This is a genomic window from Streptomyces sp. NPDC002884, assembly GCF_040295245.1.
Taxonomy (GTDB): Bacteria; Actinomycetota; Actinomycetes; order Streptomycetales; family Streptomycetaceae; genus Streptomyces.
In genome coordinates this window covers 63,334-87,764 of the sequence record NZ_JBEOVB010000001.1, presented here as the reverse complement: position 1 = coordinate 87,764, position 24,431 = coordinate 63,334, and the positions used below count along the sequence as shown (strand labels likewise).

Genomic DNA, 24,431 nt, shown 5'->3' with positions numbered 1-24,431 from the left:
TGGACGACAGCGTCTCTGCCGTCTCCAACGGACGAAGGGACGCGGGAGTGCCCGTTTCCCTCCGGTGAAGGTACGCGGGGGAGCATCCCGGGTGTCAGTCGCGAGGCATAGACTTCGACGCTGTCCCCCGGACCGCCCGCAACCCGTGGGACACCCGTCACCCTTTGTTTCCCCTGGAGGCCGCAGCCGTGTCAAAGCCGCCGTTCACGCACCTGCACGTCCACACCCAGTACTCGCTGCTGGACGGTGCCGCGCGGCTGAAGGACATGTTCGACGCGTGCAACGAGATGGGCATGACCCATATCGCCATGTCCGACCACGGCAACCTGCACGGGGCGTACGACTTCTTCCACACCGCGAAGAAGGCCGGAGTCACCCCGATCATCGGGATCGAGGCGTATGTCGCCCCCGAGTCGCGGCGCAACAAGCGCAAGATCCAGTGGGGCCAGCCGCACCAGAAGCGCGACGACGTCTCCGGTTCCGGCGGCTACACCCACAAGACGATCTGGGCGGCCAACGCGACCGGCCTGCACAACCTCTTCCGGCTCTCCTCGGACGCGTACGCCGAGGGCTGGCTGCAGAAGTGGCCCCGGATGGACAAGGAGACGATCTCCCAGTGGTCCGAGGGGCTGATCGCCTCCACCGGCTGCCCCTCCGGTGAGCTCCAGACCCGGCTGCGCCTCGGGCAGTTCGACGAGGCGCTGAAGGCGGCCTCCGAGTACCAGGACATCTTCGGCAAGGACCGCTACTTCCTGGAGCTGATGGACCACGGCATCGAGATCGAGCACCGGGTCCGCGACGGCCTCCTGGAGATCGGCAAGAAGCTCGGCATCCCGCCGCTGGTCACCAACGACTCGCACTACACGTACGCGCACGAGTCGGTCGCGCACGACGCGCTGCTGTGCATCCAGACCGGCAAGAACCTCTCCGACCCGGACCGCTTCCGCTTCGACGGCACCGGCTACTACCTGAAGTCCACGGACGAGATGTACGCCATCGACTCCTCGGACGCCTGGCAGGAGGGGTGCGCCAACACCCTCCTGGTGGCCGAGCAGATCGACACCACCGGCATGTTCGAGGCGCGGAACCTCATGCCGAAGTTCGACATCCCCGACGGCTTCACCGAGGTCACCTGGTTCAAGGAGGAGGTCCGGCTGGGGATGGACCGCCGCTTCCCGGGCGGCGTCCCCGAGGACCGGCAGAAGCAGGTCGAGTACGAGATGGACGTCATCATCCAGATGGGGTTCCCGGGCTACTTCCTCGTCGTCGCCGACTTCATCATGTGGGCCAAGAACCAGGGCATCGCGGTCGGTCCGGGGCGTGGTTCCGCGGCCGGCTCGATCGTCGCCTACGCGATGGGCATCACCGACCTCGACCCCATCCCGCACGGCCTGATCTTCGAGCGGTTCCTCAACCCCGAGCGCGTCTCCATGCCCGATGTCGACATCGACTTCGACGAGCGCAGGCGCGTCGAGGTGATCCGGTACGTGACGGAGAAGTACGGCGCCGACAAGGTCGCCATGATCGGCACCTACGGCAAGATCAAGGCGAAGAACGCCATCAAGGACTCCGCGCGCGTGCTGGGCTACCCGTACGCGATGGGCGACCGCCTCACCAAGGCCATGCCCGCCGACGTCCTGGGCAAGGGCATCGACCTCAACGGCATCACCGACCCCTCGCACCCGCGCTACAGCGAGGCGGGCGAGATCCGCGCGATGTACGAGAACGAGCCGGACGTCAAGAAGGTCATCGACACCGCCAAGGGCGTCGAGGGCCTGGTCCGGCAGATGGGTGTGCACGCGGCCGGCGTGATCATGTCCAGCGAGCCGATCGTCGACCACGCCCCCATCTGGGTGCGGCACACGGACGGCGTGACCATCACCCAGTGGGACTACCCGCAGTGCGAGTCGCTCGGCCTGCTGAAGATGGACTTCCTCGGCCTGCGCAACCTGACGATCATGGACGACGCCGTCAAGATGGTGAAGTCCAACAAGGGCATCGATCTCGACCTGCTGGCCCTGCCGCTCGACGATCCGACGACCTTCGAACTCCTCCAGCGCGGCGAGACCCTCGGCGTCTTCCAGTTCGACGGCGGCCCGATGCGCTCGCTGCTGCGCCTGATGAAGCCCGACAACTTCGAAGACATCTCCGCCGTCTCCGCGCTCTACCGTCCCGGCCCGATGGGCATGGACTCGCACACCAACTACGCGCTGCGCAAGAACAAGCTCCAGGAGATCACCCCGATCCACAAGGAGCTCGAGGAGCCGCTCGAAGAGGTCCTGGCCGTCACCTACGGCCTGATCGTCTACCAGGAGCAGGTGCAGAAGGCCGCCCAGATCATCGCCGGGTACTCGCTCGGCGAGGCCGACATCCTCCGCCGCGTGATGGGCAAGAAGAAGCCCGACGAGCTGGCGAAGAACTTCACCATCTTCCAGGCGGGCGCCAAGAAGAACGGCTACAGCGACGAGGCGATCCAGGCCCTGTGGGACGTGCTGGTCCCCTTCGCCGGCTACGCCTTCAACAAGGCGCACTCCGCCGCGTACGGCCTGGTCTCGTACTGGACCGCCTACCTGAAGGCGAACCACCCCGCCGAGTACATGGCCGGACTGCTCACGTCGGTCAAGGACGACAAGGACAAGTCGGCCGTCTACCTCAACGAGTGCCGGCGCATGGGCATCAAGGTGCTCCCGCCGAACGTCAACGAGTCGGTGCACAACTTCGCCGCGCAGGGCGACGACGTGATCCTCTTCGGCCTCGAGGCCGTGCGCAACGTCGGCACGAACGTGGTGGAGTCGATCATCAGGAGCCGCAAGGCCAAGGGCAAGTACGGCTCGTTCCCCGACTACCTCGACAAGGTCGAGGCGGTCGCGTGCAACAAGCGCACCACGGAGTCGCTGATCAAGGCGGGCGCGTTCGACACCCTGGGGCACACCCGCAAGGGCCTCACCGCGCACTTCGAGCCGATGATCGACAACGTGGTCGCGGTCAAGCGCAAGGAGGCCGAGGGCCAGTTCGACCTCTTCGGCGGCATGGGCGAGGAGGAGACGAGCGAGCCCGGTTTCGGACTCGACGTCGAGTTCACGACCGACGAGTGGGAGAAGACGTATCTGCTCGCCCAGGAGCGGGAGATGCTCGGTCTGTACGTCTCCGACCACCCGCTCTTCGGCCTGGAGCACGTGCTGTCCGACAAGGCCGACGCGGGCATCGCCCAGCTCACCGGAGGCGAGCACGCGGACGGCGCGGTCGTCACCATCGGCGGCATCATCTCCGGTCTCCAGCGGAAGATGACCAAGCAGGGCAACGCCTGGGCGATCGCCACCGTGGAGGACCTCGCGGGCTCCATCGAGTGCATGTTCTTCCCGGCGACCTACCAGCTCGTCTCGACCCAACTCGTCGAGGACGCCGTCGTCTTCGTCAAGGGCCGCCTCGACAAGCGGGAGGACGTGCCGCGGCTCGTCGCCATGGAGCTCCAGGTCCCCGACCTGTCGAACGCGGGCACCAACGCCCCCGTGATCCTCACCATCCCGGCCACCCGGGTCACCCCGCCGATGATCAACCGCCTCGGCGAGATCCTCACCCACCACCGGGGGGACAGCGAGGTCCGGATCAGGCTCCAGGGCCCGACCAAGACGACCGTCCTGCGCCTGGACCGGCACCGGGTCAAGCCCGACCCCGCGCTGTTCGGTGATCTGAAGGTGCTGCTCGGCCCGTCCTGTCTGGCCGGCTGAGCGCGGCCGGGCACCGGGGGCGACGGGGGAAGTCGGGAGACGACGGGGGAAGTCGGGGAGGACACGTACGAGGGGCGCATCCGGTACCGGATGCGCCCCTCGGTGCGTCCGAGCCGCAACGGCCCGTCGCCCGGATGTCAGTTGTGGCCGAATCGCTTCTGCCGGCCCTTGCGGGCGACATCGGCGGGCGTCACCTGTGCGATGCGCTGCTCGGCCTGCGACTCCATCGAGGACTGCTGGGCCGCCTGCCGGCCGCGCTCGGACTGCGGCTGTTTACGTTCCTGCTTCTTGTTCTTGGCCATGGTGATCTGCCTCCTGGGAGGATCTGGGGGCCATCGACGGGACCAGACTCACATAGGCTGACTTACGACGCATTTCGGATAATTACCGTCTGTAACAGGGGTTGTCGGAGCGCAAGCCCCCGAAACGCCACGCCGAAGATCGAGTTCCGGCCGTTAACCTCCGCGTGGTCGGGCAGACTCGAAGAAAGCCCGAAGCAAACCTCCGGGAAAGAGGGTGAGTCGTGTGGACCGCTGCATCGTCCTGGTGGACGCCGGGTATCTGCTGGGGGCCGCCGCCAGCCTCCTCGCCGGAGAGCCCTCGCGATCGAGGATCACCGTCGACCACTCCGCACTCGTCCAGGGACTGCGCGAACAGGCCGAGTCCGAGACCGAGCGGCCACTGCTGCGCATCTACTGGTTCGACGGCGCCCCCGACCGCGTTCCCCAGCCCGAACACCGCCGACTGCGCGTGATGCCCCGGGTGACCGTCCGGCTGGGCGCGCTGACCCGCAGCGACGGCCGCTGGGCGCAGAAGGGCGTCGACGCCGCCATGCACGCCGAGCTGACCGAGCTGGCCCGTAACCGCGCCTGCTCCGACGTCGTCCTCGTCACCGGCGACGGCGATCTGCTGCCCGGCATGATGGCCGCCAAGGAGCACGGCGTCGCCGTCCACCTGTGGGCCGTCCAGGCCGCCGACGGCGACTACAACCAGTCGGAGGACCTGGTCGCCGAGGCCGACGAACGGCGGGTCCTGGACCGTACCTGGATCACCAAGGCCGTACGCGCGAAGGAGCTCGGCGGGACCTGCGCGCCGCCGCCCGTGCCCCGGCCCGAGATCGCCGCGATCCTCTCCGCGCCGCTGCCCGACTCCGGCCTCGCCCGCCCCGCCGAGCGGACCGTCGAGGAGAGCGGGCACCCCTCCGCCGTCGGCGCCTCCGAGAACGGCTCCGAGGAGCGCGTCCCCGCCCCGAAGGGGGGCGTGCCGACCCCCAAGGACCTGGCCGCCCTGCGCGCACCCGGCGCCCAGACCGTCCAGCACCCCACCACCGCGACCCTGCGCTGGTCCTCCGACAAGGGCTGGGTCGACCGCCCCGGGATCGCCGCCGAGCCCTCCGAGGTCGCCGCGATGCCGACGCTCGCACAGCTCACCACGGCCGAGCAGCGGTGGGCCGACCGCGAGGAGGACATCACCACCGTCGGCGGCGACCCGTACGAGGTGGGGCAGGTCTTCGCGCGCCGGTGGATGGGTCGCCTCGGCGAGCAGGGCCAGCTCCAGAAGCTGTCGGGCATGTACCCGCGGATCCCGCACCGCATCGACGGCGAGCTGCTGAGGTACGCGGCCCGCTTCGGACTGCTCGCCCACAAGGACGACCAGATCGACGAACACGACCGGTACGCCATCCGGGCGGGATTCTGGCGCGAGATCGACGTACGGACGGCCGCCGAGCACGCTCCGGCCGGGGACTGAACCCTCCGTCCGCGACGCCCCGACGGCGAACGGCGGTCCGTGACCCCGTAGTCTCGTCCCTTGTGAGTACGCGCGCGGCACCGCCCATTCGGCACAGGGACGAGGTCGTGTGTGCCGTGCGCGGGCTGACCAAGACCTATCGGGCGGTCCGCGGCCGGCGCGGCACTCCCGCGACACCCGAGGTCCGGGCCACCGACGACGTACGCCTGGACATCCGGCGCGGTGAGATCTTCGGGCTGCTCGGGCCGAACGGCGCCGGGAAGACCACCCTCGTACGGCAGATGACCGGGCTGATGCGGCCCGACACGGGCAGCGTGGAGATCCTCGGCCACGACATCGTGCGCCACCCCGAGCGGGCCGCGCGGATCCTCGCCTACCTCGGGCAGGAGTCCACCGCCCTCGACGAACTCACCGTCTCGCTGGCCGCCGAGACCACCGGACGGCTGCGCGGCCTCGACGTGCGCGCGGCGCGCCGGGAGCGGGACGCCGTCCTCGACGAGCTGGGTCTCACCCCGATCGCCGGACGGCCGCTGCGCAAGCTGTCCGGCGGCCAGCGGCGGCTGGCCTGCTTCGCGTCGGTGCTGGTGGGGGAGCGGCCCCTGCTCGTGCTGGACGAACCGACCACCGGAATGGACCCGGTGGCCCGGCGGGCCGTGTGGGCCTCCGTGGACCGGCGGCGGGCCGAACGCGGGACGACCGTGCTGCTCGTCACCCACAACGTCATCGAGGCGGAGACCGTCCTCGACCGGGTCGCCGTCCTCGACCAGGGCCGGGTCATCGCCTGCGACACCCCCACCGGGCTCAAGGAACAGGTCGCCGACGAGGTGCGGGTCGAACTGGTGTGGCGGGAGCGGGCGCCGCTGGACGTCCCCGAGGTCGCCGCGCTGCGCGAGCGGGCCGTGGAGTCGGGCCGCCGCTGGACCCTGCGGCTGGCGCCCGACGAGGCCCGCGCGGTCGTCGCCACCGTCACCGGAGGAGCCGCCTTCGCCGCCCTCGACGACTTCACGCTGGCCACACCGAGCCTGGAGGACGTCTATCTGGCGCTGGGCGGGGCCGCACGGCAGGGGCTGGTGCGGGCATGAGGGCGGCGAGAGCGCGGGGCGCCGAGGTGAGCGCGCGAGCCTCCGGGCCCGTATGGGACGGTAGGGGAACCGTAGGGAAGAGGAGCAACGTCACGTGAGTGTCGTACCCGCCGAGGTTCTGCCGGGAAGCGCCCGGGCCGTCACACAGACCGTGCCCCGCGCCGCCGCCGCCGAGCTGGCCCCCCGCGCGCGGCTGTGGCCTTCGCTGGTGGCCGTGTACCGGGCGCAGCTGTCCCGGGCCCGCGTGGCGCGCATCCCGCTGCTGTTCGTGGCGACCTTCCAGTCGGTCGGCATCCTGATCATGATGCGCGGCGTGGTGGACGGGGGCCGCGAGGCGGAGGCCGTGGTGGCGGGCTCCGCGGTCCTCGTCGTCGCGTTCGTCGCGCTGAACCTGCTCGCGCAGTACTTCGGACAGCTGCGGGCGAGCGGCGGCCTGGACCACTACGCGACCCTCCCGGTGCCGCCTGCGGCCGTGGTGCTCGGGGCGGCGGGGGCGTACGCGTCCTTCACCGTGCCGGGGACCCTGGTGACCGCGGTCTTCGGATGCGTGCTGTTCGGGCTGCCCTTCACCCATCTGTGGGTGCTCGTCGCCGTGATCCCGCTGGCCGGTGCCGCGTTGTCCGGGCTCGGCGCGGCCTTCGGGCTGCTCGCGCCGCGGCCGGAGCTGGCCACCGTGCTGGGGCAGCTCGGCATGTCGGCGGCGCTGCTGCTGGGCGTGCTGCCGCCGGACCGGATGCCGGAGGCGGTGCGGTTCGCCCGCGATCTGCTGCCGTCGACGTACGGGGTCGAGGCGTTCGCCCGGACCTTCCGGGCCAGTCCCGACTGGGCGTTCGTCCTCGGCGACCTCGCCGTGTGCGCCGGTGTCGGCGTCGTTTCGCTGGCCGTCGCCACCTGGGCGTACCGCCGAGCCGCCGTCCGGTGACGCGCGGCACAGGCGCGCCTGGCACGATGGCAGGGTGACCGCACCGCTGACTCCTCCTCCGCCGCCGCACGAACCCTCTCCGCACGCGGCCTGGCCGCCGTCGCCCGGCGGGTACGCGGGGGTGGCCGCCGCGCCCCATGACGTCGCGTACGGACAGGACGGGCCCGGCATGAAGACCGAACTGCGGGAGGCCGCCGTGATCACGGTGGCGGTCGCGCTCGCCGGGGCGCTGCTCGGGCTGCTGTGGGTGTGGCTGGCGCCGAAGGTACCGCTCGTCGGTGAACTGGTGGACGGCAACTGGGTCGTCTACTTCAAGGACACCGAGGGGGAGCAGGCGATCGGCGTGGACGGGACGTTCACGCTGCTGGCCCTGGCGTGCGGGGCCGTGAGCGCGGCTGCCGTGTTCCTGTGGCGGCGCCGTGGCGGAGTGCCGCTGGTGATCGCCCTCGCCGTCGGGGGATTCCTCGGGTCGTTGCTGGCGTGGCGGCTGGGGGTGTGGCTGGGTCCCGAGTCCGATGTGCTCGCGCACGCGCAGTCGGCGGGCAAGGGGGCCACGTTCTCGGCTCCGCTGAAGCTCGGGGCCAAGGGGGCGTTGCTGGCGTGGTCGTTCGCCGCGGCGCTGGTGCATCTGGGGCTCACGGCGCTGTTCGGGCCTCGGGACCCCGATCCGTATCAGGCGTACGCGGGGATGCCGAAGGACGGGTACGGGGCGCCGATGGGCTAGCGGGGCTTTTCTCGCCCCCGCCCGCCGTCCCTTCCCGTCCCGACCCTGGGGGCCGCGCCCCCGGACCCCCGCTTCCGGCCCCGAACGGGCCTCGTCCTCGAACGCCGGACGGGCTGTTCAGGTTGCTGTTCAGGCGCGGGCGATCTCGGACAGGACCGCTCCTGTGAGGCCGGCCAGGTCCGTCGGGGCGAGTTCCACCTCGAGGCCTCTGCGGCCCGCCGAGACGCAGATCGTGGCGTGGGCGGAGGCCGAGGCGTCCAGGACCGTGGGGAGCCTCTTGCGCTGGCCCAGGGGGGAGATGCCGCCCCGGACGTAGCCCGTGGTGCGTTCCGCGAGGGTGGGGTCGGCCATCGCCGCCCTTTTTCCGCCCACCGCCGACGCCAGGGCCTTCAGGTCCAGGGAGCCGGCCACCGGGACCACGGCCACCGTCAGGGCGCCGTCCACGTCCGCGACCAGGGTCTTGAAGACCCGGTCGGGGGAGACGCCCATCGCCTCGGCCGCCTCCTCGCCGTAGGACGGGTGGCTCGGGTCGTGGTCGTAGGCGTGGACCGTGAAGTCCACGCCCGCCGCCGTCAGGGCCACCGTCGCGGGTGTGCCCGCGGACTGCTGCTTCTTCGGCTTCTTCGCCATGCGGGCCTTCAGTTGAGACTCGTCGGGCCGCGCGTCAGGTCCGACGCGGGCAGCGAGGGCAGGCTGCGGATGATCGCCGTCTCCGCGCGCAGCAGCTTCAGCTCGTCCCGCAGGCGGGAGGCCGTGTCGGGGGCCTGGAGCAGGCGCTGCTTGGTCGGGGTGTCCAGCATCATCGCGGCCGCCACCAGGTACGACACCACCGACGGGTCGTCCGGGAGATCCGCGCCGGTGGTCAGTGAGCGTTCCCGGGCGCCCGCCAGGCGCTTCTGGTACTGGCGGAAGGCGCGCAGTACGCCCTCCGCGAGGGCGCCCGCCTCGTCGCCCGGGTCCTCGGGCAGTTCCTGCAGTTCGGCGGTCAGGAACGGGCCCGACGCGTCCACCGACAGCAGCTTCACGCGGGTCGTGCCCGTCGCCAGTACCTCGAAGGTGCCGTCGGCGCGCTCGCGGATCGTCGCCGCGTCGGCCACGCAGCCGACGTCGTGGAACGCCTTGAGCGGGGCGTCGCCGAAGCCGGCCGCGGGGCCGCGCTCGGGCAGCGCGGTCTGGTCGGGCAGGCCGTGGGAGCTGGGGGCCACCTCATGGCCGTCGCGGATGGCCACGACGGCGAACCGGCGCGATTCGTCCTCGGGGGTCTTCAACAGGTCGCGCATCATGGCGCGATAGCGCTCCTCGAAGACGTTGAGCGGGAGCACGAGCCCCGGGAACAACGCCGAGTTCAGCGGGAAGAGCGGCAGACGGACGGTGGTCACGACGCAGAAGCCTAGTGGTCCGCGGGGTGGGCTCGTTCGCCGTGCCCGGTCCCCGGATGCCAGGGGGGCCGCTCGGAGGGTCCGGAACGCACTTCCTCGCGTACGGCCAGGAAGTGGCCGAGCGGGTCGTCCGACAGCCGGCCCCAGGGGAAGGACGTGGCGTACGGGCCGATCAGGCGCAGTTGCGCGAGGGCCTCGTCGCGGCGGTCCAGGCGGACCAGGACGTACGTCAGCACATTGCGGATCTCGGCCGGCCACGGGTCGACGGAGGGGAAACGGGCGGAGAGCGCGATGGCGCGGTCGGCCGCCGCGTCCAGTCGCTCGCGCGGCACCTCGGGCCCGCAGCCGTCGGTCAGGTACGCGAAGGCGGCCCGCATCGGCAGCGCCTGGACGAGGGAGCCGGCCGGCGCGTCCTGCGCGGCCCGGTCGGCGAAGTCGAAGCACTCCCGGTGGGAGCCGTGCCACGACTCGGCCAGATAGCGCTTGGCGGCGACATGGCAGCCGTAGTGGTGCGGGGCGCGCCGGACCGCGGCCGACCACAGCTCGCCGAAGTACTTGTGCCCGGCACGTGTGCCACGCGCGTGGTCCAGGGCGATCCGCCACGGCACCGGGTCGCGGACGTCGCTCTGCGCGGCGGCCGTGATCAGCGGGCTCACCTCGCGCAGCAGCTCGGCCCGGGCCGGTGAGTGCCAGGCCCGGTACACCGCGAGCTGGGCGGTGACGAGCAGCACGTCCGGGTCGCGCGGGGCGGCGGCGCACCACTCCTCGAACCACTCCGACCGGGAGTGCGCGAAGGACGCCAGCCGGGTCGCGTACCGGTCGCGGTACTCCCACTCGGCCCGTTCCCGGGTCCGGGCCATGAGCTGGGCGGCCGGCGCGTAGGCGCCCAGGCCGGCGGCGACCAGGGCAGGACCGAGCCGGTCGTCGGGCACGTCGAGGAGCACCTCGTCGTCGGCGGGGAGCCCGGCGGCGCTGTGGGGGGCGGCGGCGTTCCGTGCCGCCCGGGATGTCCGGGAGGCGCGGATGAACGGGGGCAGCAGAGCCATGGTGCCGACCATTGAAAAGCCGCAGGTTCACATTGCGCCAGAGGGTTCGGAGACCTTCACGAAAGTTGTACACGGTACGGTCAAGGGGCGGTAAAAGGTGACGGTTCGGCGACTGTCGGTGAGCCGTTCGCCGCCGCCGGTCATCCCCTGCGCAGCAGTCGCGTGGCCCCCGCCGCCACCGTCGTCGCCAGGATCCAGCCGAGCAGGATCAGCGCCGACGACAGCCACTGCCAGCCGCCCCGCAGCTGCCACTCGCCGACCTGCCCGAGGTCGATGACCGGCAGCAGCAGGTCGAGGGCGAAGAGGGCGGGGTTCCAGGGCGGGTGCCCGTCCCGGTGGACGGGCGGATGCGCGGCGTGCGCGAAGGCCAGCGAACTCGCCGCCCACAGCACCGCCATCCACACCGCGGCGCGGCCCGGCCGGTACCCGTAGGCGACCGTCCAGTCCTGGACGTAGCCCCAGAGCTTCGCGGCCGGCGGCAGGGTCTCGCGGCGCCGCCGCTGCTTGGCCAGCAGCACCTCGCGGGCGTCCTCGTCCTCCCCGCCGGTCCGCAGCACGGCGGCCAGCCGTTCGTACGGCTCCGGGGCGTACTCGGCGGTCGCGGCGGACACCCAGCGCAGCCGTTCGGCCAGCGGGAACGGGCCCTGCGGCACCAGGTTCTCGTAGGCGAAACCGCCCATGTGCACACTGCCGGGGCCCGGCCAGGCGCTCGCCCGGTCGACCAGGTTGATCACCCGGGCGCCCGACAGCACCACCCTGCCGCGCGGCGGCCGTTCCCCGAGGAAGCGCAGCTCGGGCGTCTGCACCCGGCGCAGCGACAGCTCCTGGTCCTCCGTGAACACGAACCGGGCCCGCTCCAGGTCCACGGCGTCGCCGAACCGTCCGTCGTCCAGACGCACCCCGCCCCGGCACTCGAAGCGCTGGATGCGGGTCCCGCGCGCGGGTGTCGTGCCGCTGAGCGCCTGGCCGCCGACGCCGGCCGGGGTCAGGTACAGCGAGCGCTCCACCGTCAGCTGGGGCGCGTTCAGCGCGAGCCGCGTGTACGGGTTGGCCAGCCGCGCCCCGCGCAGGCTCAGCGACACGCCGATCTTGGCGCTGCGCAGGCTCAGCTCGCCGTGCGATTCGAGCAGCTCGGCCTGGAGGTCCTGGCCGACCGTCATGCCGTCGGCGGCGATCGAGCGGCCGCTGCGGTCGCGGTAGACGATCGCCTGGTTGAGCAGCAGGTCGGTGCCGATGTGCGCGTCGGTGAGGCGGACGCCGTTGTGGAAGCGGCAGCGGGGCAGGTGCAGATCGCCCTCGGTGTGCACCCGGGCCGCCTCCAGGCGCGGCACCGAGCAGTCCACCATTCGCAGGGTGGTGAACCGCGCCTCCGGCAGCAGCACCTCCCGCTCGAACCGGCAGCGCTTCATCTCCAGGTAGGGCACCACCGTGCCGCCCGCGAGGTCCAGGGTGCCGCTGATCTGCACGCCCGCCAGCTTCAGCGAGGCGACCCGGCCGGCCAGCGCGGGCGGCCCGGCCAGCAGCAGCCAGGCGACGATCCGCGCCCGCACGGTCCGCGACTCCCCCCACGGATGCCCGCCGTGCGGGTCGTCGACGACCGTGTCCCCGCTGCTCAGGTCGTACACGCTGCCGTTGCGGAAGGCCTGCCACATGCCGGCCTCGGCGGCGGTCAGGTCGTCCGGCAGATCTCCCGGGTCGTTTCCGGTACGGATGGCCGCCCCCTCGGTCACACCATTCACCCCCTTCGTCACCCGCGAATTCGCACAGCTGTTCATGCTCGGTGAGTGACCCCCCGAACGCTAGACGTGAAGGTGATCCTCCGGATCCCGGCCGGGTTCTGTATCAGCCATTGATACGCGCGGACGACGCCCGATCCCGGTCTGAGAGAATTGACGGCGTGATCTCCCGAATCGATCTGCGCGGCGACGCCCTCCCCGAGGGACCCGCCCTGCGCGACCTGCTGCCCCGAGCTGACTTCGACGTCTCGGCCGCCCTCGAGAAGGTGCGTCCGATCTGCGAGGCCGTGCATCATCGGGGCGACGCGGCGCTGATCGACTTCGCCGAGAAGTTCGACGGGGTGCGGCTGGAATCCGTGCGCGTGCCGGCGCGGGCCGTCGCCGAGGCGCTGGAGCGGCTCGACCCGGCCGTCCGCGCCGCCCTCGAGGAGTCCATCCGCCGCGCCCGCCTCGTCCACCGCGAGCAGCGCCGTACGACGCACACGACCCAGGTCGTGCCCGGCGGGTCCGTGACCGAGAAGTGGGTGCCGGTCGACCGGGTCGGGCTGTACGCGCCCGGCGGCCGGTCGGTCTACCCCTCCTCCGTGATCATGAACGTGGTCCCGGCCCAGGAGGCCGGCGTGCAGTCGATCGCGCTCGCCTCCCCGGCGCAGGCCGAGTTCGACGGCCTGCCCCACCCGACGATCCTCGCCGCGTGCGCCCTGCTCGGCGTCGACGAGGTGTACGCGGCCGGTGGCGCGACCGCCGTCGCGATGTTCGCGTACGGCACCGAGTCCTGCGCGCCCGCCAACATGGTCACCGGCCCCGGCAACATCTGGGTCGCCGCCGCCAAGCGCTACTTCGCCGGCAAGATCGGGATCGACGCCGAGGCGGGTCCGACCGAGATCGCCGTCCTCGCGGACTCCACCGCCGACGCCGTCCACGTCGCCGCCGACCTGATCAGCCAGGCCGAACACGATCCGCTGGCGGCCGCCGTCCTGGTCACCGACTCCGTCGAACTGGCGGACGCGGTCGCGAAGGAACTGGAACCGCAGGTCGCGGCCACCAAGCACGTCGAGGACCGGATCGTCCCGGCGCTCGCCGGCCGGCAGTCGGCGATCGTGCTGGTCGACGGCGTCGAGGAGGGCCTGCGGGTGGTCGACGCGTACGGCGCCGAGCACCTGGAGATCCAGACGGCCGACGCCGCCGCCGTGGCCGACCGGGTGAGGAACGCGGGCGCGATCTTCGTCGGCCCCTGGGCGCCGGTGTCCCTGGGCGACTACGCGGCCGGGTCCAACCACGTGCTGCCGACGGGCGGCTGCGCCTGCCACTCCTCCGGGCTGTCCGTGCAGTCGTTCCTCCGGGGCATCCACATCGTCGACTACACGCGGGACGCGCTGGCCGAGGTCGCGCACCACGTGGTGACGCTGGCGGAGGCGGAGGACCTGCCCGCGCACGGCGCGGCGATCAAGGCGCGGTTCGACTGGAAGGTACCGACGAGCAAGTGAGCTTCGGAATCGACGATCTCCCCGTACGGGACGAGCTGCGCGGCAAGTCCCCCTACGGCGCGCCCCAGTTGGACGTCCCCGTACGGCTGAACACCAACGAGAACCCCTACCCGCTGCCCGAGCCGCTCGTCGAGCGGATCGCGGAGCGGGTGCGCGAGGCGGCACGCAACCTCAACCGCTACCCCGACCGGGACGCCGTCGAGCTGCGCACCCGGCTCGCCGAGTACCTGACGGACACCTCCGGGTACGCGGTCGGCCCGGCGAACGTGTGGGCCGCCAACGGCTCCAACGAGGTCATCCAGCAGCTGCTCCAGACCTTCGGCGGCCCGGGCCGTACCGCGATCGGCTTCGAGCCGTCGTACTCGATGCACGGGCTCATCGCGCGCGGCACGGGAACCGGCTGGACCGCCGGCCCCCGCAACGAGGACTTCACCATCGACCTGGCGGCGGCCGAGCGGGCCATCGCCGAGCACCGGCCCGACGTCGTCTTCGTCACCACCCCCAACAACCCCACCGGCACCGCGGTCCCGGCCGAGACGGTCCTCGCGCTGTACGAGGCCGCGCAGGCCGCCAAGCCGTCGATGGTGGTCGTGGACGAGGCGTACATCGAGTTCAGCCACGGCGACTCACTGCTGCCGCTGCTCGAAGGTCGGCCGAATCTCGTCGTCTCGCGCACCATGTCGAAGGCCTTCGGCGCGGCCGGCCTGCGCCTCGGCTACCTCGCCGCGCACCCGGCGGTCGTGGACGCCGTCCAGCTCGTCCGGCTGCCCTACCACCTGTCGGCCGTCACCCAGGCGACCGCGCTGGCCGCCCTGGAGCACACCGAGACGCTGCTGAAGTACGTCGAGCAGCTCAAGTCGGAGCGGGACCGGCTGGTGAGCGAACTGCTCGCGATCGGCTACGAGGTCACGGCGTCCGACGCCAACTTCGTGCAGTTCGGACGGTTCGCGGACGCCCACGAGGTCTGGCAGCAGATCCTCGACCGCGGGGTCCTCGTCCGGGACAACGGTGTGCCGGGCCGGCTGCGGGTCACCGCCGGAACCCCCGAAGAGAACGACGCGTTCCTCGACGCGGTCCGTGAGTTGAAGTGTTTTGTGGGGGGCACCCCCACGCCCCCGAAGGAGCAGAGCGCATGAACCGCGTAGGACGTGTAGAGCGTACGACGAAGGAGACGTCGGTCCTCGTCGAGATCAACCTCGACGGCACCGGCAAGGTCGAGGTGTCGACCGGCGTCGGCTTCTACGACCACATGCTGGACCAGCTCGGCCGGCACGGTCTGTTCGACCTGACCGTGAAGACCGACGGCGACCTGCACATCGACTCCCACCACACCATCGAGGACACCGCCCTCGCGCTCGGCGCCGCCTTCAAGCAGGCCCTCGGCGACAAGGTGGGCATCTACCGCTTCGGCAACTGCACGGTCCCGCTGGACGAGTCCCTCGCCCAGGTCACCGTCGACCTCTCCGGCCGGCCGTACCTCGTGCACACCGAGCCCGAGAAGATGGCGCCGATGATCGGCGAGTACGACACCACGATGACCCGGCACATCCTGGAGTCGTTCGTCGCCCAGGCGCAGATCGCGCTGCACGTGCACGTGCCCTACGGACGCAACGCGCACCACATCGTGGAGTGCCAGTTCAAGGCGCTGGCCCGGGCCCTGCGCTACGCCTCCGAGCGCGACCCGCGCGCGGTCGGCATCCTCCCCTCCACGAAGGGCGCCCTGTAGAGCCATGAGCGGACTGTCGACCGTCCTGATCGTCGTCGGCCTCTTCCTGGCCGGCGGCATCTACTCCTTCGTCAAGCAACAGATGCCGAAGAGCCTGATCGTGCTGCTGTCGATCGGCGCCGCGATGTGCCTCGTCGCCGGCGTCGTGCGGCTGGAGGTGTGGAATTGAGCAGCGCCCCGAACAGCTCGAGAAGCCCGAAGAAGGTCGTCGTCTTCGACTACGGCTTCGGCAACGTCCGTTCCGCCGAGCGGGCCCTCGCGCGCAGCGGGGCCGACGTCGAGATCACGCGTGACTTCGACACGGCCATGAACGCCGACGGGCTGCTGGTGCCGGGCGTCGGCGCCTTCGCCGCCTGCATGCGGGGCCTGAAGGAGGCCCGCGGCGACTGGATCATCGGCCGCAGGCTGTCCGGCGGGCGCCCGGTGATGGGCATCTGCGTCGGCATGCAGATCCTGTTCGCCCGGGGCATCGAGCACGGCGTGGAGACCGAGGGCCTCGACGAGTGGCCCGGCGCGGTCGAGCCGCTCCAGGCCGAGATCGTGCCCCACATGGGCTGGAACACCGTCGACGCTCCGGCCGACTCCGAGCTGTTCGCCGGACTGGACGCGGACGCGCGTTTCTACTTCGTGCACTCCTACGCCGTGCAGGACTGGTCCCTCGACGTGCACAACCCGCTGCTGCGGGCGCCGAAGGTGACCTGGTCGACGCACGGCAAGCCGTTCGTGGCCGCCGTGGAGAACGGCGCCCTGTGGGCTACGCAGTTCCACCCCGAGAAGTCCGGCGACGCCGGAGCCCAGCTCCTCACCAACTGGATCGGAACACTGTGAGCAAGCTCGAACTCCTCCCCGCCGTCGACGTCCGCGACGGCCAGGCCGTCCGCCTCGTGCACGGCGAGTCGGGCACCGAGACCTCCTACGGCTCCCCGCTCGAGGCCGCCCTCGCCTGGCAGCGCGCGGGCGCCGAGTGGCTGCACCTGGTCGACCTGGACGCCGCGTTCGGCACCGGCGACAACCGCGCGCTGATCGCCGAGGTCGCGGGCGCGATGGACATCAAGGTGGAGCTGTCCGGCGGCATCCGCGACGACGACACCCTCGCCGCCGCCCTGGCCACCGGCTGCACCCGGGTGAACCTGGGCACGGCCGCCCTGGAGACCCCCGAGTGGGTCGCCAAGGTCATCGCCGAGCACGGTGACAAGATCGCGGTCGGCCTGGACGTACGGGGCACGACGCTGCGCGGCCGCGGCTGGACCCGCGACGGCGGCGACCTCTACGAGACGCTGGCCCGTCTCGACAAGGAGGGCTGCGCGCGCTACGTCGTCACCGACATCGCCAAGGACGGCACGCTCCAGGGCCCGAACCTGGAGCTGCTGAGGAACGTCTGCGCCGTGACGGACCGGCCGGTCGTGGCGTCGGGCGGAGTGTCCTCCCTCGACGACCTGCGGGCCATCGCGGAACTGGTGCCCCTCGGCGTCGAGGGCTCCATCGTCGGCAAGGCCCTGTACGCCGAGGCGTTCACCCTGGAAGAGGCGCTGGAGGCGGTCGCCCAGTGAGCGAGGTCCGACGCGTGACGACCGGCGCGCCCTGGGAGGACACCTTCGGGTACTCCCGCGCGGTGGAGCTGCCTAACGGCCTGGTGCTGGTCTCCGGCTGCACGTCGATCGTGGACGGCGAGATCGCCGGCGGCGGTCCGTACGAGCAGACGGTCAACGCCTTCAACGTCGCGTTCGCGGCGCTGGAGCAGCTGGGCCTCGGGCGCGACGACGTCGTGCGCACCCGCCTGTACCTCACCCACGCGCGGGACGTGGACGAGGTCGGACGTGCCCACAAGGAGCTGTTCGACTCCGTCCGGCCCGCCGCGTCCATGCTCATCGTCTCCGGCCTCGTGGACCCCAGCCTGGTCGTCGAGGTCGAGGTGGAGGCCTATCGAGGAGGGTCCTCGGCATGACCCTTGCCGTACGAGTCATCCCCTGCCTGGACGTGGACAACGGCCGGGTCGTCAAGGGCGTCAACTTCCAGAACCTGCGCGACGCGGGCGACCCCGTCGAGATGGCCAAGGTGTACGACGCCGAGGGCGCCGACGAGCTGACGTTCCTGGACATCACCGCCTCGTCGGGCAACCGCGAGACGACCTACGACGTGGTGCGCCGCACCGCCGAGCAGGTCTTCATCCCGCTGACCGTCGGCGGCGGGGTGCGCGCCCCCGAGGACGTCGACAAGCTGCTGCGGGCCGGCGCGGACAAGGTGGGCGTCAACACGGCGGCCATCGCCCGCCCGGAGCTGATCAAGGAGATCGCCGAGCGGTTCGGCAGTCAGGTGCTCGTGCTCTCGGTGGACGCCCGCCGGACCCCCGAGGGCACCTTCGAGGTGACGACCCACGGCGGCCGCCGGGGCACGGGCCTCGACGCCGTCGAATGGGCGCACCGCGCGGCGGAGCTGGGCGCGGGCGAGATCCTGCTCAACTCGATGGACGCGGACGGCACGAAGGACGGCTACGACCTGGAGATGATCGCCGCCGTCCGCAAGCACGTGACGGTCCCGGTGATCGCCTCCGGCGGCGCCGGCAAGCTCGCCGACTTCGCGCCGGCCGTCGGGGCGGGCGCGGACGCGGTGCTCGCCGCGTCGGTGTTCCACTTCGGCGATCTGCGGATCGGCCAGGTCAAGGACGCGCTGCGAGGGGCGGGCCACCCGGTGAGGTGACGCCGTCGGACGCGGCGCGAGCCCCGGTCGCCCGAGGGGTGCCGGGGCTCTTGCTTCCGGAGTTGTGAAAGACAAGTTGCGCAAAATTTATTGTGCAACTTTTCTTTTGTATCTACGCTGGAGCCATGGCGCGCGAAGAGAACCGGCCCATCACGGACCTGGGCACACTGAAGGCCCTGGCCCACCCGCTGCGCATGCAGCTGTACCGGGGACTGTGCGTGGCCCGGAAGGCCACCGCCTCGCAGCTGGCCGACCAGGTGGACGAGGCCGTCTCCCTGGTCAGCTACCACCTGCGCAAACTCGCCGAGCACGGCCTCATCGAGGAGGCCGGGACGCAGAGTGCGGACGGTCGGGAACGCTGGTGGCAGCCTTCCTCGGACGGCGTGAGCATCCGCGACAAGGACTTCCGGGACGCACCCGAGCGCGCGGCGGCCCACCTGGCGGCCACCCGGCTCTTCCATGAGCAGCGGGCCGACATGTACCGCCGGTACCTCGACGAACGGCCCACCTGGCGGCCCGAGTGGAACACGGCTGCCCCCGACAACGAGTCCCTCCTGCGCCTGACCGCGGCCGAACTGGCCGAACTGGGCGAGGAACTGCTGGCTCTCGCCAGGAAGTACGACGAGAAGGGCCGGGCCGCCGACGCCGCCGGCGACACCGAAGGGCGGGAGAACGTCGCGCTGCACGTGTACGGATTCCCGTTCCGCACCTGAGGGAGAACACCTCCGTGACCGTCACCGCGCCCGTCGCACCCGCACGGGCCGACGCCGAGCGCCCCGCCCATCGCGACGGCAACGTCCTGCGCTGGCTCGCCGCCTACACGGCCTCGATGATCGGCGACAACGTCTACTACCTCGCGCTGTCCTGGGCGGCCGTACGAGCCGGTTCCCCCGCGCAGGCGGGCCTGGTGATGACGGTGAGCGCCGTGCCGCGGGCGCTGCTGATGCTGGGCGGGGGAGTGATCGCCGACCGGTTCGGGCCGCGCCGGGTGGTCATCGGCAGTGACGCCGTGCGCTGCGCGGCCGTCCTCACCGTGGCCGTCCTGTGCTTCTCCACCGAGCCCGGGCTGTGGCCACTGGCGGCGCTCGCCGTGGCCTTCGGCACGGTCGACGCCGTGTTCGTACCGGCCGTGGGCGCCCTCCCCGCGCGCGTGACCGGCCGGAGCCAGCTCGCGCGCGTGCAGGGCATGCGGGGCCTCGGGGCCCGGCTGGCGAGCGTGGTCGGAGCCCCGCTCGGCGGCCTCGGCGTGGCACTGGGCGGCGCGGCGACCGCCTTCGGACTGGCCGCGGTGCTGATCGCCGTGTCCGTACCGCTGCTGGTGTCCGTACGCATGCGGGAGCTGCCGACGGACGACACGCCGAGCGAGCCGCCCGCCGGGGACACGGCGGGGGCCGCCGGAGTCAGGGCGGGGGCCGTCGGGAAGGGGGAGTTGTCCGGCGATCGGGCGGCGGGCGTCGGGTCGCGCGGGCCGTCCGCCGAGGAGGAGTCCGTGGCCGTCGGGTCTCCCGGTCCGTCCGGCGGGTCGGCGGCCCGTGGCGGTACCGCCTGGCGGGATCTGGTGGGCGGTCTGCGCTACGTCCGCGGTCACCGGGTCCTCGGCCCGCTGATGCTGGTCATCGCGCTCGGCGACCTCGGCTTCGTCGGACCGCTCAACGTGGGACTGGCCCTGCTCGCCGACGAACGCGGCTGGGGCGCCTCGGGGATGGGCTGGACGCTCGCCGGGTTCGGCGCCGGCGCCGGTGCCGCCTCCCTGCTGCTGGCCGTGCGCGGTCGCGTGCCGCACGCCGGGCAGGTCGCGGCCTACGCGATCCTCGCGGGCTCCGTCGCGATCGGCGCCCTCGCCTACGCGCCGGGCGTCCTCGCGGCCGTCGGCACCGCCGTCCTGGTCGGGCTGCTCGCCGGCCTCAGCGGCGCCCTGTGCGCGGCCCTGCTGCAGACCTGGTCGGACCCCGCCTACCTGGGCCGCGTCACCGCCGTCGCCAGTCTGGTGAGCCTCGGAATCGCGCCCCTCGGCATGCCGTTGTCCGCCGCCGCCATCGGCGTCTGGGGCACCGGCCCGGTCTTCGTCGTCAGCGCGACGGTCTGCGGGCTCGGAGGCGTGGTGATCCTGTGCTTCCGGCACCTGCGCCGCGCCGAACTGCCCCGCTGACCCCCTTCACCCCTTCACGACTTCACCCGCTCACCCCTTCGGCTGAGCCAGCTGCACCAGGTTGCCCACCGTGTCGTCCAGGACGGCCGCGACGACCGGGCCCTGGTCCTGCGGGGGATGGGTGAAGCGCACACCCAGCCGCCGCAGCCGCTCGTACTCCGCATCGAGGTCGTCGACCGAGAAGACGATGCACGGCAGCCCCGCCTCCCGCAGGGCCGCCCGGTACGGCTCCGCGATGGGGCCCTGGCCGGGCTCCAGCAGCAGCTGGAGATCCCGCTGGGCCCCCTCCGCCGCGCCCACGGTGACGAACAGCGTGCCCTCGCCGAGATCCATGTGCAGCCGGGTCTCGAACCCCAGGACCTCGGTGTAGAACGCGTGGGCCTTCGTGACGTCGTCGACGTACACGCTCGTCATGGCGACCTTGATCATGTGCGGTCCTCTCAGATCCCGAGCTGTTTGCCGCCGTGCAGCCGGGCGATCGCCTCCTTCTCGCCGTCCAGCTCCACCTCGGCGGCGCTCTGCCGGCCGTACAGGAGCAGCAGCAGCTCCGACGGCTCCCCGGTGGCCGTCACGACCGGCGTGCCCCGGTTGGCGACCGCCGTACGGCCGTCCGGGCGCCGCAGCACCAGACCGGTCGGGGTGCCGCGGCCCATCAGCCGGGCGGTGCGCTCCAGGCGGGACCACAGGGCGTCCTGGAAGACCGGGTCGAGCGCGCGCGGTGTCCACTCGGGCCGGGCGCGGCGGACGTCCTCGGTGTGCACGTAGAACTCGATCGTGTTGGACGCCTCGTCGAGCTGCTTGAGCTGGAAGGGCGAGAAGCGCGGCGGACCCGTGCGGATCAGCTGGATCAGCTCCTCGTACGGCTTGGCGGCGAACTCCTCCATCACCTTGTCCAGGCGGGACGCGAGCTGCTTGATCAGGATGCCCCCGGCGGCGTCCGGGCGGCGCTCGCGCACCACCACGTGCGCGGCCAGATCCCGGGTCTGCCAGCCCTCGCACAGGGTCGGGGCCTCGGGGCCCGCCGTTTCCAGGAGGTCGGCGAGAAGAAGTCGTTCACGCTTGGCGAAAGTCGACATGCCGTCAGCCTACGACCGTGGGGAAGGTCCGCCCAGTGGACATGGCCCGTCACTGTCAGTGGCGCACGGCACAATGGCAGGCATGACCAGCACGCCCCCGCCCGCCCCTCGCCCGACCACCGCCCCGGATCGAGAGGCTGCGCCCCACGGTTCCCCGTCCGGTCACCTCGCCCCCGAGATCGCCGCGCGCCTCAAGCGCAGCGCCGACGGGCTCGTTCCCGCCATCGCCCAGCAGTACGACACCGGTGAGGTGCTCATGCTCGGCTGGATGGACGACGAGGCGCTGCACCGCACGCTCACCACCGGCCGCTGCACCTACTGGTCGCGCAGCCGCCAGGAGTACTGGGTCAAGGGCGACACCTCCGGTCACTTCCAGTGGGTCAGGTCCGTGGCCCTCGACTGCGACGCCGACACCGTGCTCGTCAAGGTCGACCAGGTGGGAGCCGCCTGCCACACGGGCGCGCGCACCTGCTTCGACGCCGATGTCCTGATCGAGAACGCCGATTCCGGCGTACCCGCCACGGATCAGTAAGGTCAGCCGCCATGGACCTCGAGACCTTCCGCAAGCTGGCCGGCGACCGCCGCGTCATTCCGGTCACCCGCAAGCTCCTCGCCGACGGCGACACCCCGGTCGCGCTCTACCGCAAGCTCGCCGCCGAGCGCACCGGCACCTTTCTGCTGGAGTCCGCGGAGAACGGCCGCTCCTGGTCCCGGTACTCCTTCGTGGGCGTCCGCAGCGCCGCCACCCTCACCGCGCTCGACGGCCAGGCCCACTGGCTCGGCACCCCGCCCGTGGGCGTCCCGCGGGACGGCGACCCGCTCGCCGCCCTGCGCGCCACCATCGAGACCCTCCACACCCCCCACGAGGAGGGCCTGCCGCCCTTCACCGGCGGCATGGTCGGCTACCTCGGCTACGACATCGTGCGCCGCCTGGAGAAGATCGGCCCCGGTGAGCGCGACGACCTCCGGCTGCCCGAGCTGACCATGCTCCTGACCAGCGACCTCGCCGTCATGGACCACTGGGAGGGCTCCGTCCTGCTGATCGCCAACGCGATCAACCACAACGACCTCGACACGGGCGTCGACGAGGCCTACACGGACGCGGTGGCCCGGCTGGACGCCATGGAGGCCGACCTCTCCCGCCCGGTGGCCCAGCCCCCGGCCGTCCTCCCGCCCTCCGAACTCCCCGAGTACAGCGCCCTGTGGGGCGGCCCCGACTTCCAGCGGGCCGTCGAGGACATCAAGGAGCGCATCCGCGCGGGCGAGGCCTTCCAGGTCGTCCCCTCCCAGCGCTTCGAGACGACGTGCACGGCGAGCGCGCTGGACGTCTACCGGGTGCTGCGGGCGACGAACCCGTCCCCGTACATGTACCTCTTCCGCTTCGACGGGTTCGACGTCGTGGGCTCCTCCCCGGAAGCCCTCGTCAAGGTCGAGGACGGGCACGCCATGGTCCACCCCATCGCCGGCACCCGGCACCGCGGGGCCACCCCGCAGGAGGACCAGGCCCTCGCCGACGAACTGCTGGCCGACCCCAAGGAGCGCGCCGAGCACCTGATGCTCGTCGACCTCGGCCGCAACGACCTGGGCCGGGTCTGCGAACCGGGCTCCGTCGAGGTCGTCGACTTCATGTCCGTCGAGCGGTACTCGCACGTGATGCACATCGTCTCGACGGTCACCGGGAAGGTCGCGGCGGGCCGCACCGCCTTCGACGTCCTCACCGCCTGCTTCCCCGCCGGCACCCTCTCCGGCGCCCCCAAGCCGCGCGCCATGCAGATCATCGACGAACTGGAGCCGTCTCGACGCGGCCTGTACGGCGGCTGCGTGGGCTACCTGGACTTCGCCGGCGACTCCGACACCGCCATCGCCATCCGTACGGCCCTCCTGCGCGACGGCACCGCCTACGTGCAGGCCGGCGCGGGCATCGTCGCCGACTCCGACCCGGTCGCCGAGGACCAGGAGTGCCGCAACAAGGCGGCGGCGGTCCTGCGCGCCGTCCACACCGCCAACCGACTGGCGAAACAGGGCGCTTCCGGGCGGACCGCCGGGACACATCTCGAAGAATAGGACGCGTCTCACGTGAACCCCGGGTGACGGTTCGCCCGGGGTTCAGGCGATAGTGGAGTACGTGACTGCCGTTCCGCACCCCCGATCCGAAGCCGCCGCCCCCGCCGGGTCCGGCCGCCGGAGCCTCGCGCTCGCCCTGCTGTTCGGCGCGCTGGGCTCGGCAGTGACCCTGCTGTCCACCCGGCAGCGCTGGTCGGAGGGCACGGCCACGGTGGCCGGCGGCGCCTTCCCGCTGACCGCCAGGGGCAGCGACGTCACGGGCGTGCCCGCGGCGCTCGCCATAGCGGCCCTCGCCGCGCTCGTCGCCGTCTTCGCCGTCCGCAGGACCGGCCGCTTCGCGGTCTCCGCGCTGCTCGCGCTCTCCGGCGCCGGCATCACGGCCGCCTCCCTGCTCGGCGCCTCCGACGGCTCCGCGCTCGACGAGCAGGCCGCCCGCGCCTCCGGCGACACCTCGGCGACCGTCGCCTCCTTCGCCCACACCGCCTGGCCCTACGCCGCGGCTGCGGGCGGCGCCCTGATCCTCCTGGCCGGCCTGCTCGCCCTGCGCTACGGCCGCCTGTGGCCCGCGATGTCCGGCCGCTACGAACGCGACGGCACCCCGCGCCCCCGGCGCGCGGCCAAGCCCGTAGACCCGGACCGGCCCGAGGACATGTGGAAGGCCCTGGACCGGGGCGAGGACCCGACCGGCGCGGATCCCGCCTGACCCGACCGCGCGCGCAGCCCGGTCCACGTCCGGCCGCGCGGTTCCCGATGTGGTGAATCAGACGCGACCGGAGGCCACCCCCGCGTCCGCCGGGCCCGCGGGTACGGGACAATGGACGACGAGCGTCCGGCTCGGACGGACACAGAGACAGCAATGAGGAGCA

The 24,431-nt window shown here is 72.0% G+C and carries 25 protein-coding genes; 18 read left to right on the top strand and 7 right to left on the bottom strand.

What is annotated here, in order from left to right; genetic code table 11:
* Nucleotides 1-188: 188 nt before the first annotated feature.
* The gene (gene dnaE, locus ABT070_RS00405; RefSeq protein WP_351752541.1) at nt 189-3,728 is read left to right on the top strand and encodes a DNA polymerase III subunit alpha; all 3,540 of its coding nucleotides are present in this window, start codon (nt 189-191) and stop codon (nt 3,726-3,728) included.
* 137 nt (nt 3,729-3,865) lie between these two features.
* Here dnaE and ABT070_RS00400 read toward each other — a convergent pair whose 3' ends face one another.
* Nucleotides 3,866-4,030 (bottom strand): hypothetical protein, encoded by a 165-nt coding sequence (locus ABT070_RS00400; RefSeq protein ID WP_199825085.1) that lies wholly within the window; start codon nt 4,028-4,030, stop codon nt 3,866-3,868.
* A gap of 223 nt (nt 4,031-4,253) precedes the next feature.
* Between ABT070_RS00400 and ABT070_RS00395 the strand changes: the two genes are divergently transcribed.
* From ABT070_RS00395 to ABT070_RS00380, 4 genes are all read left to right on the top strand, one after another.
* Nucleotides 4,254-5,477, top strand: a complete 1,224-nt coding sequence (locus ABT070_RS00395; RefSeq protein WP_351752538.1) for an NYN domain-containing protein — start codon at nt 4,254-4,256, stop codon at nt 5,475-5,477.
* Between the two features lie 107 nt (nt 5,478-5,584).
* The gene (locus tag ABT070_RS00390; RefSeq protein WP_351752535.1) at nt 5,585-6,559 is read left to right on the top strand and encodes an ABC transporter ATP-binding protein; all 975 of its coding nucleotides are present in this window, start codon (nt 5,585-5,587) and stop codon (nt 6,557-6,559) included.
* A 94-nt stretch (nt 6,560-6,653) separates the two neighbouring features.
* Nucleotides 6,654-7,481: an ABC transporter permease gene (locus tag ABT070_RS00385; RefSeq protein WP_351752532.1), complete on the top strand. Its 828-nt coding sequence runs from the start codon at nt 6,654-6,656 to the stop codon at nt 7,479-7,481.
* Nucleotides 7,482-7,515: 34 nt separating this feature from the next.
* Entirely contained in the window at nt 7,516-8,205 is a 690-nt protein-coding gene (locus ABT070_RS00380) for a DUF2567 domain-containing protein (protein WP_351752530.1), read from the top strand.
* A gap of 129 nt (nt 8,206-8,334) precedes the next feature.
* Here ABT070_RS00380 and ybaK read toward each other — a convergent pair whose 3' ends face one another.
* The 4 genes from ybaK to ABT070_RS00360 form a co-directional block, all read right to left on the bottom strand.
* Nucleotides 8,335-8,835 carry a Cys-tRNA(Pro) deacylase gene (gene ybaK, locus ABT070_RS00375; protein WP_351752527.1) on the bottom strand — a complete coding sequence of 167 codons (501 nt, stop codon included), beginning with the start codon at nt 8,833-8,835 and terminating at the stop codon, nt 8,335-8,337.
* 8 nt (nt 8,836-8,843) lie between these two features.
* Nucleotides 8,844-9,584, bottom strand: coding sequence for an LON peptidase substrate-binding domain-containing protein (locus ABT070_RS00370; protein ID WP_054242891.1), 741 nt, complete (start codon nt 9,582-9,584; stop codon nt 8,844-8,846).
* An 11-nt stretch (nt 9,585-9,595) separates the two neighbouring features.
* On the bottom strand, nt 9,596-10,642 hold the full coding sequence (locus tag ABT070_RS00365) for a hypothetical protein (RefSeq protein ID WP_351752524.1): 1,047 nt from the start codon (nt 10,640-10,642) through the stop codon (nt 9,596-9,598).
* Nucleotides 10,643-10,770: 128 nt separating this feature from the next.
* Nucleotides 10,771-12,360, bottom strand: a complete 1,590-nt coding sequence (locus ABT070_RS00360) for an oxidoreductase (protein WP_351752522.1) — start codon at nt 12,358-12,360, stop codon at nt 10,771-10,773.
* Nucleotides 12,361-12,527: 167 nt separating this feature from the next.
* Here ABT070_RS00360 and hisD point away from each other — a divergent pair, with 167 nt between their 5' ends.
* The 10 genes from hisD (at nt 12,528) to ABT070_RS00310 (ending at nt 20,425) form a co-directional block, all read left to right on the top strand.
* Nucleotides 12,528-13,853 (top strand): histidinol dehydrogenase, encoded by a 1,326-nt coding sequence (gene hisD, locus ABT070_RS00355; RefSeq protein ID WP_351752519.1) that lies wholly within the window; start codon nt 12,528-12,530, stop codon nt 13,851-13,853.
* Nucleotides 13,850-14,989 (top strand): histidinol-phosphate transaminase, encoded by a 1,140-nt coding sequence (locus ABT070_RS00350; RefSeq protein ID WP_351752516.1) that lies wholly within the window; start codon nt 13,850-13,852, stop codon nt 14,987-14,989. Before hisD ends, ABT070_RS00350 begins: the two co-directional genes overlap by 4 nt.
* The gene (gene hisB / locus ABT070_RS00345) at nt 14,986-15,579 is read left to right on the top strand and encodes an imidazoleglycerol-phosphate dehydratase HisB (protein ID WP_351752514.1); all 594 of its coding nucleotides are present in this window, start codon (nt 14,986-14,988) and stop codon (nt 15,577-15,579) included. The genes ABT070_RS00350 and hisB overlap by 4 nt, the downstream gene beginning before the upstream one ends.
* A 4-nt stretch (nt 15,580-15,583) precedes the next feature.
* Nucleotides 15,584-15,748, top strand: coding sequence for a CG2302 family histidine operon protein (locus ABT070_RS00340; protein ID WP_351752511.1), 165 nt, complete (start codon nt 15,584-15,586; stop codon nt 15,746-15,748).
* Nucleotides 15,745-16,407: an imidazole glycerol phosphate synthase subunit HisH gene (hisH, locus tag ABT070_RS00335; protein ID WP_351752509.1), complete on the top strand. Its 663-nt coding sequence runs from the start codon at nt 15,745-15,747 to the stop codon at nt 16,405-16,407. Before ABT070_RS00340 ends, hisH begins: the two co-directional genes overlap by 4 nt.
* Nucleotides 16,404-17,129: a bifunctional 1-(5-phosphoribosyl)-5-((5-phosphoribosylamino)methylideneamino)imidazole-4-carboxamide isomerase/phosphoribosylanthranilate isomerase PriA gene (priA, locus tag ABT070_RS00330; RefSeq protein ID WP_351752506.1), complete on the top strand. Its 726-nt coding sequence runs from the start codon at nt 16,404-16,406 to the stop codon at nt 17,127-17,129. The genes hisH and priA overlap by 4 nt, the downstream gene beginning before the upstream one ends.
* On the top strand, nt 17,126-17,524 hold the full coding sequence (locus ABT070_RS00325) for a RidA family protein (protein WP_351752504.1): 399 nt from the start codon (nt 17,126-17,128) through the stop codon (nt 17,522-17,524). Before priA ends, ABT070_RS00325 begins: the two co-directional genes overlap by 4 nt.
* A complete protein-coding gene (gene hisF / locus ABT070_RS00320) occupies nt 17,521-18,276 on the top strand; it encodes an imidazole glycerol phosphate synthase subunit HisF (protein ID WP_351752501.1) in 756 nt (251 codons plus the stop codon). The genes ABT070_RS00325 and hisF overlap by 4 nt, the downstream gene beginning before the upstream one ends.
* A 125-nt stretch (nt 18,277-18,401) precedes the next feature.
* Nucleotides 18,402-18,989 carry an ArsR/SmtB family transcription factor gene (locus ABT070_RS00315; RefSeq protein WP_351752498.1) on the top strand — a complete coding sequence of 196 codons (588 nt, stop codon included), beginning with the start codon at nt 18,402-18,404 and terminating at the stop codon, nt 18,987-18,989.
* Between the two features lie 14 nt (nt 18,990-19,003).
* Nucleotides 19,004-20,425: an MFS transporter gene (locus ABT070_RS00310; protein ID WP_351752496.1), complete on the top strand. Its 1,422-nt coding sequence runs from the start codon at nt 19,004-19,006 to the stop codon at nt 20,423-20,425.
* A 30-nt stretch (nt 20,426-20,455) separates the two neighbouring features.
* Here ABT070_RS00310 and ABT070_RS00305 read toward each other — a convergent pair whose 3' ends face one another.
* Both ABT070_RS00305 and ABT070_RS00300 read right to left on the bottom strand, forming a co-directional pair.
* Complete coding sequence (locus ABT070_RS00305) at nt 20,456-20,854, bottom strand: VOC family protein (RefSeq protein WP_351752493.1); 399 nt, start codon at nt 20,852-20,854, stop codon at nt 20,456-20,458.
* Nucleotides 20,855-20,865: 11 nt separating this feature from the next.
* A complete protein-coding gene (locus ABT070_RS00300; RefSeq protein WP_351752490.1) occupies nt 20,866-21,501 on the bottom strand; it encodes a TIGR03085 family metal-binding protein in 636 nt (211 codons plus the stop codon).
* Nucleotides 21,502-21,583: 82 nt separating this feature from the next.
* Between ABT070_RS00300 and hisI the strand changes: the two genes are divergently transcribed.
* Genes hisI through ABT070_RS00285 form a run of 3 tightly spaced genes read left to right on the top strand, consistent with a single transcriptional unit; the run spans nt 21,584 to nt 24,268 of the window.
* Nucleotides 21,584-22,033 carry a phosphoribosyl-AMP cyclohydrolase gene (gene hisI / locus ABT070_RS00295; protein WP_351752487.1) on the top strand — a complete coding sequence of 150 codons (450 nt, stop codon included), beginning with the start codon at nt 21,584-21,586 and terminating at the stop codon, nt 22,031-22,033.
* Nucleotides 22,034-22,044: 11 nt separating this feature from the next.
* Nucleotides 22,045-23,565 (top strand): anthranilate synthase component I, encoded by a 1,521-nt coding sequence (locus ABT070_RS00290; RefSeq protein WP_351752484.1) that lies wholly within the window; start codon nt 22,045-22,047, stop codon nt 23,563-23,565.
* A 52-nt stretch (nt 23,566-23,617) separates the two neighbouring features.
* Nucleotides 23,618-24,268 (top strand): TIGR02234 family membrane protein, encoded by a 651-nt coding sequence (locus ABT070_RS00285; RefSeq protein ID WP_351752481.1) that lies wholly within the window; start codon nt 23,618-23,620, stop codon nt 24,266-24,268.
* The last annotated feature ends 163 nt before the right edge of the window (nt 24,269-24,431 follow it).

Excerpts from the sequence above, each read along its gene's own strand:
- ABT070_RS00400 (WP_199825085.1), bottom strand. The coding sequence starts at position 4,030 with ATGGCCAAGAACAAGAAGCAGGAACGTAAACAGCCGCAGTCCGAGCGC.
- ybaK (WP_351752527.1), bottom strand. The coding sequence starts at position 8,835 with ATGGCGAAGAAGCCGAAGAAGCAGCAGTCCGCGGGCACACCCGCGACG.
- ABT070_RS00365 (WP_351752524.1), bottom strand. The coding sequence starts at position 10,642 with ATGGTCGGCACCATGGCTCTGCTGCCCCCGTTCATCCGCGCCTCCCGG.
- hisB (WP_351752514.1), top strand. The coding sequence starts at position 14,986 with ATGAACCGCGTAGGACGTGTAGAGCGTACGACGAAGGAGACGTCGGTC.
- ABT070_RS00340 (WP_351752511.1), top strand. The coding sequence starts at position 15,584 with ATGAGCGGACTGTCGACCGTCCTGATCGTCGTCGGCCTCTTCCTGGCC.
- hisF (WP_351752501.1), top strand. The coding sequence starts at position 17,521 with ATGACCCTTGCCGTACGAGTCATCCCCTGCCTGGACGTGGACAACGGC.
- ABT070_RS00315 (WP_351752498.1), top strand. The coding sequence starts at position 18,402 with ATGGCGCGCGAAGAGAACCGGCCCATCACGGACCTGGGCACACTGAAG.
- ABT070_RS00305 (WP_351752493.1), bottom strand. The coding sequence starts at position 20,854 with ATGATCAAGGTCGCCATGACGAGCGTGTACGTCGACGACGTCACGAAG.
- ABT070_RS00300 (WP_351752490.1), bottom strand. The coding sequence starts at position 21,501 with ATGTCGACTTTCGCCAAGCGTGAACGACTTCTTCTCGCCGACCTCCTG.
- hisI (WP_351752487.1), top strand. The coding sequence starts at position 21,584 with ATGACCAGCACGCCCCCGCCCGCCCCTCGCCCGACCACCGCCCCGGAT.
- ABT070_RS00290 (WP_351752484.1), top strand. The coding sequence starts at position 22,045 with ATGGACCTCGAGACCTTCCGCAAGCTGGCCGGCGACCGCCGCGTCATT.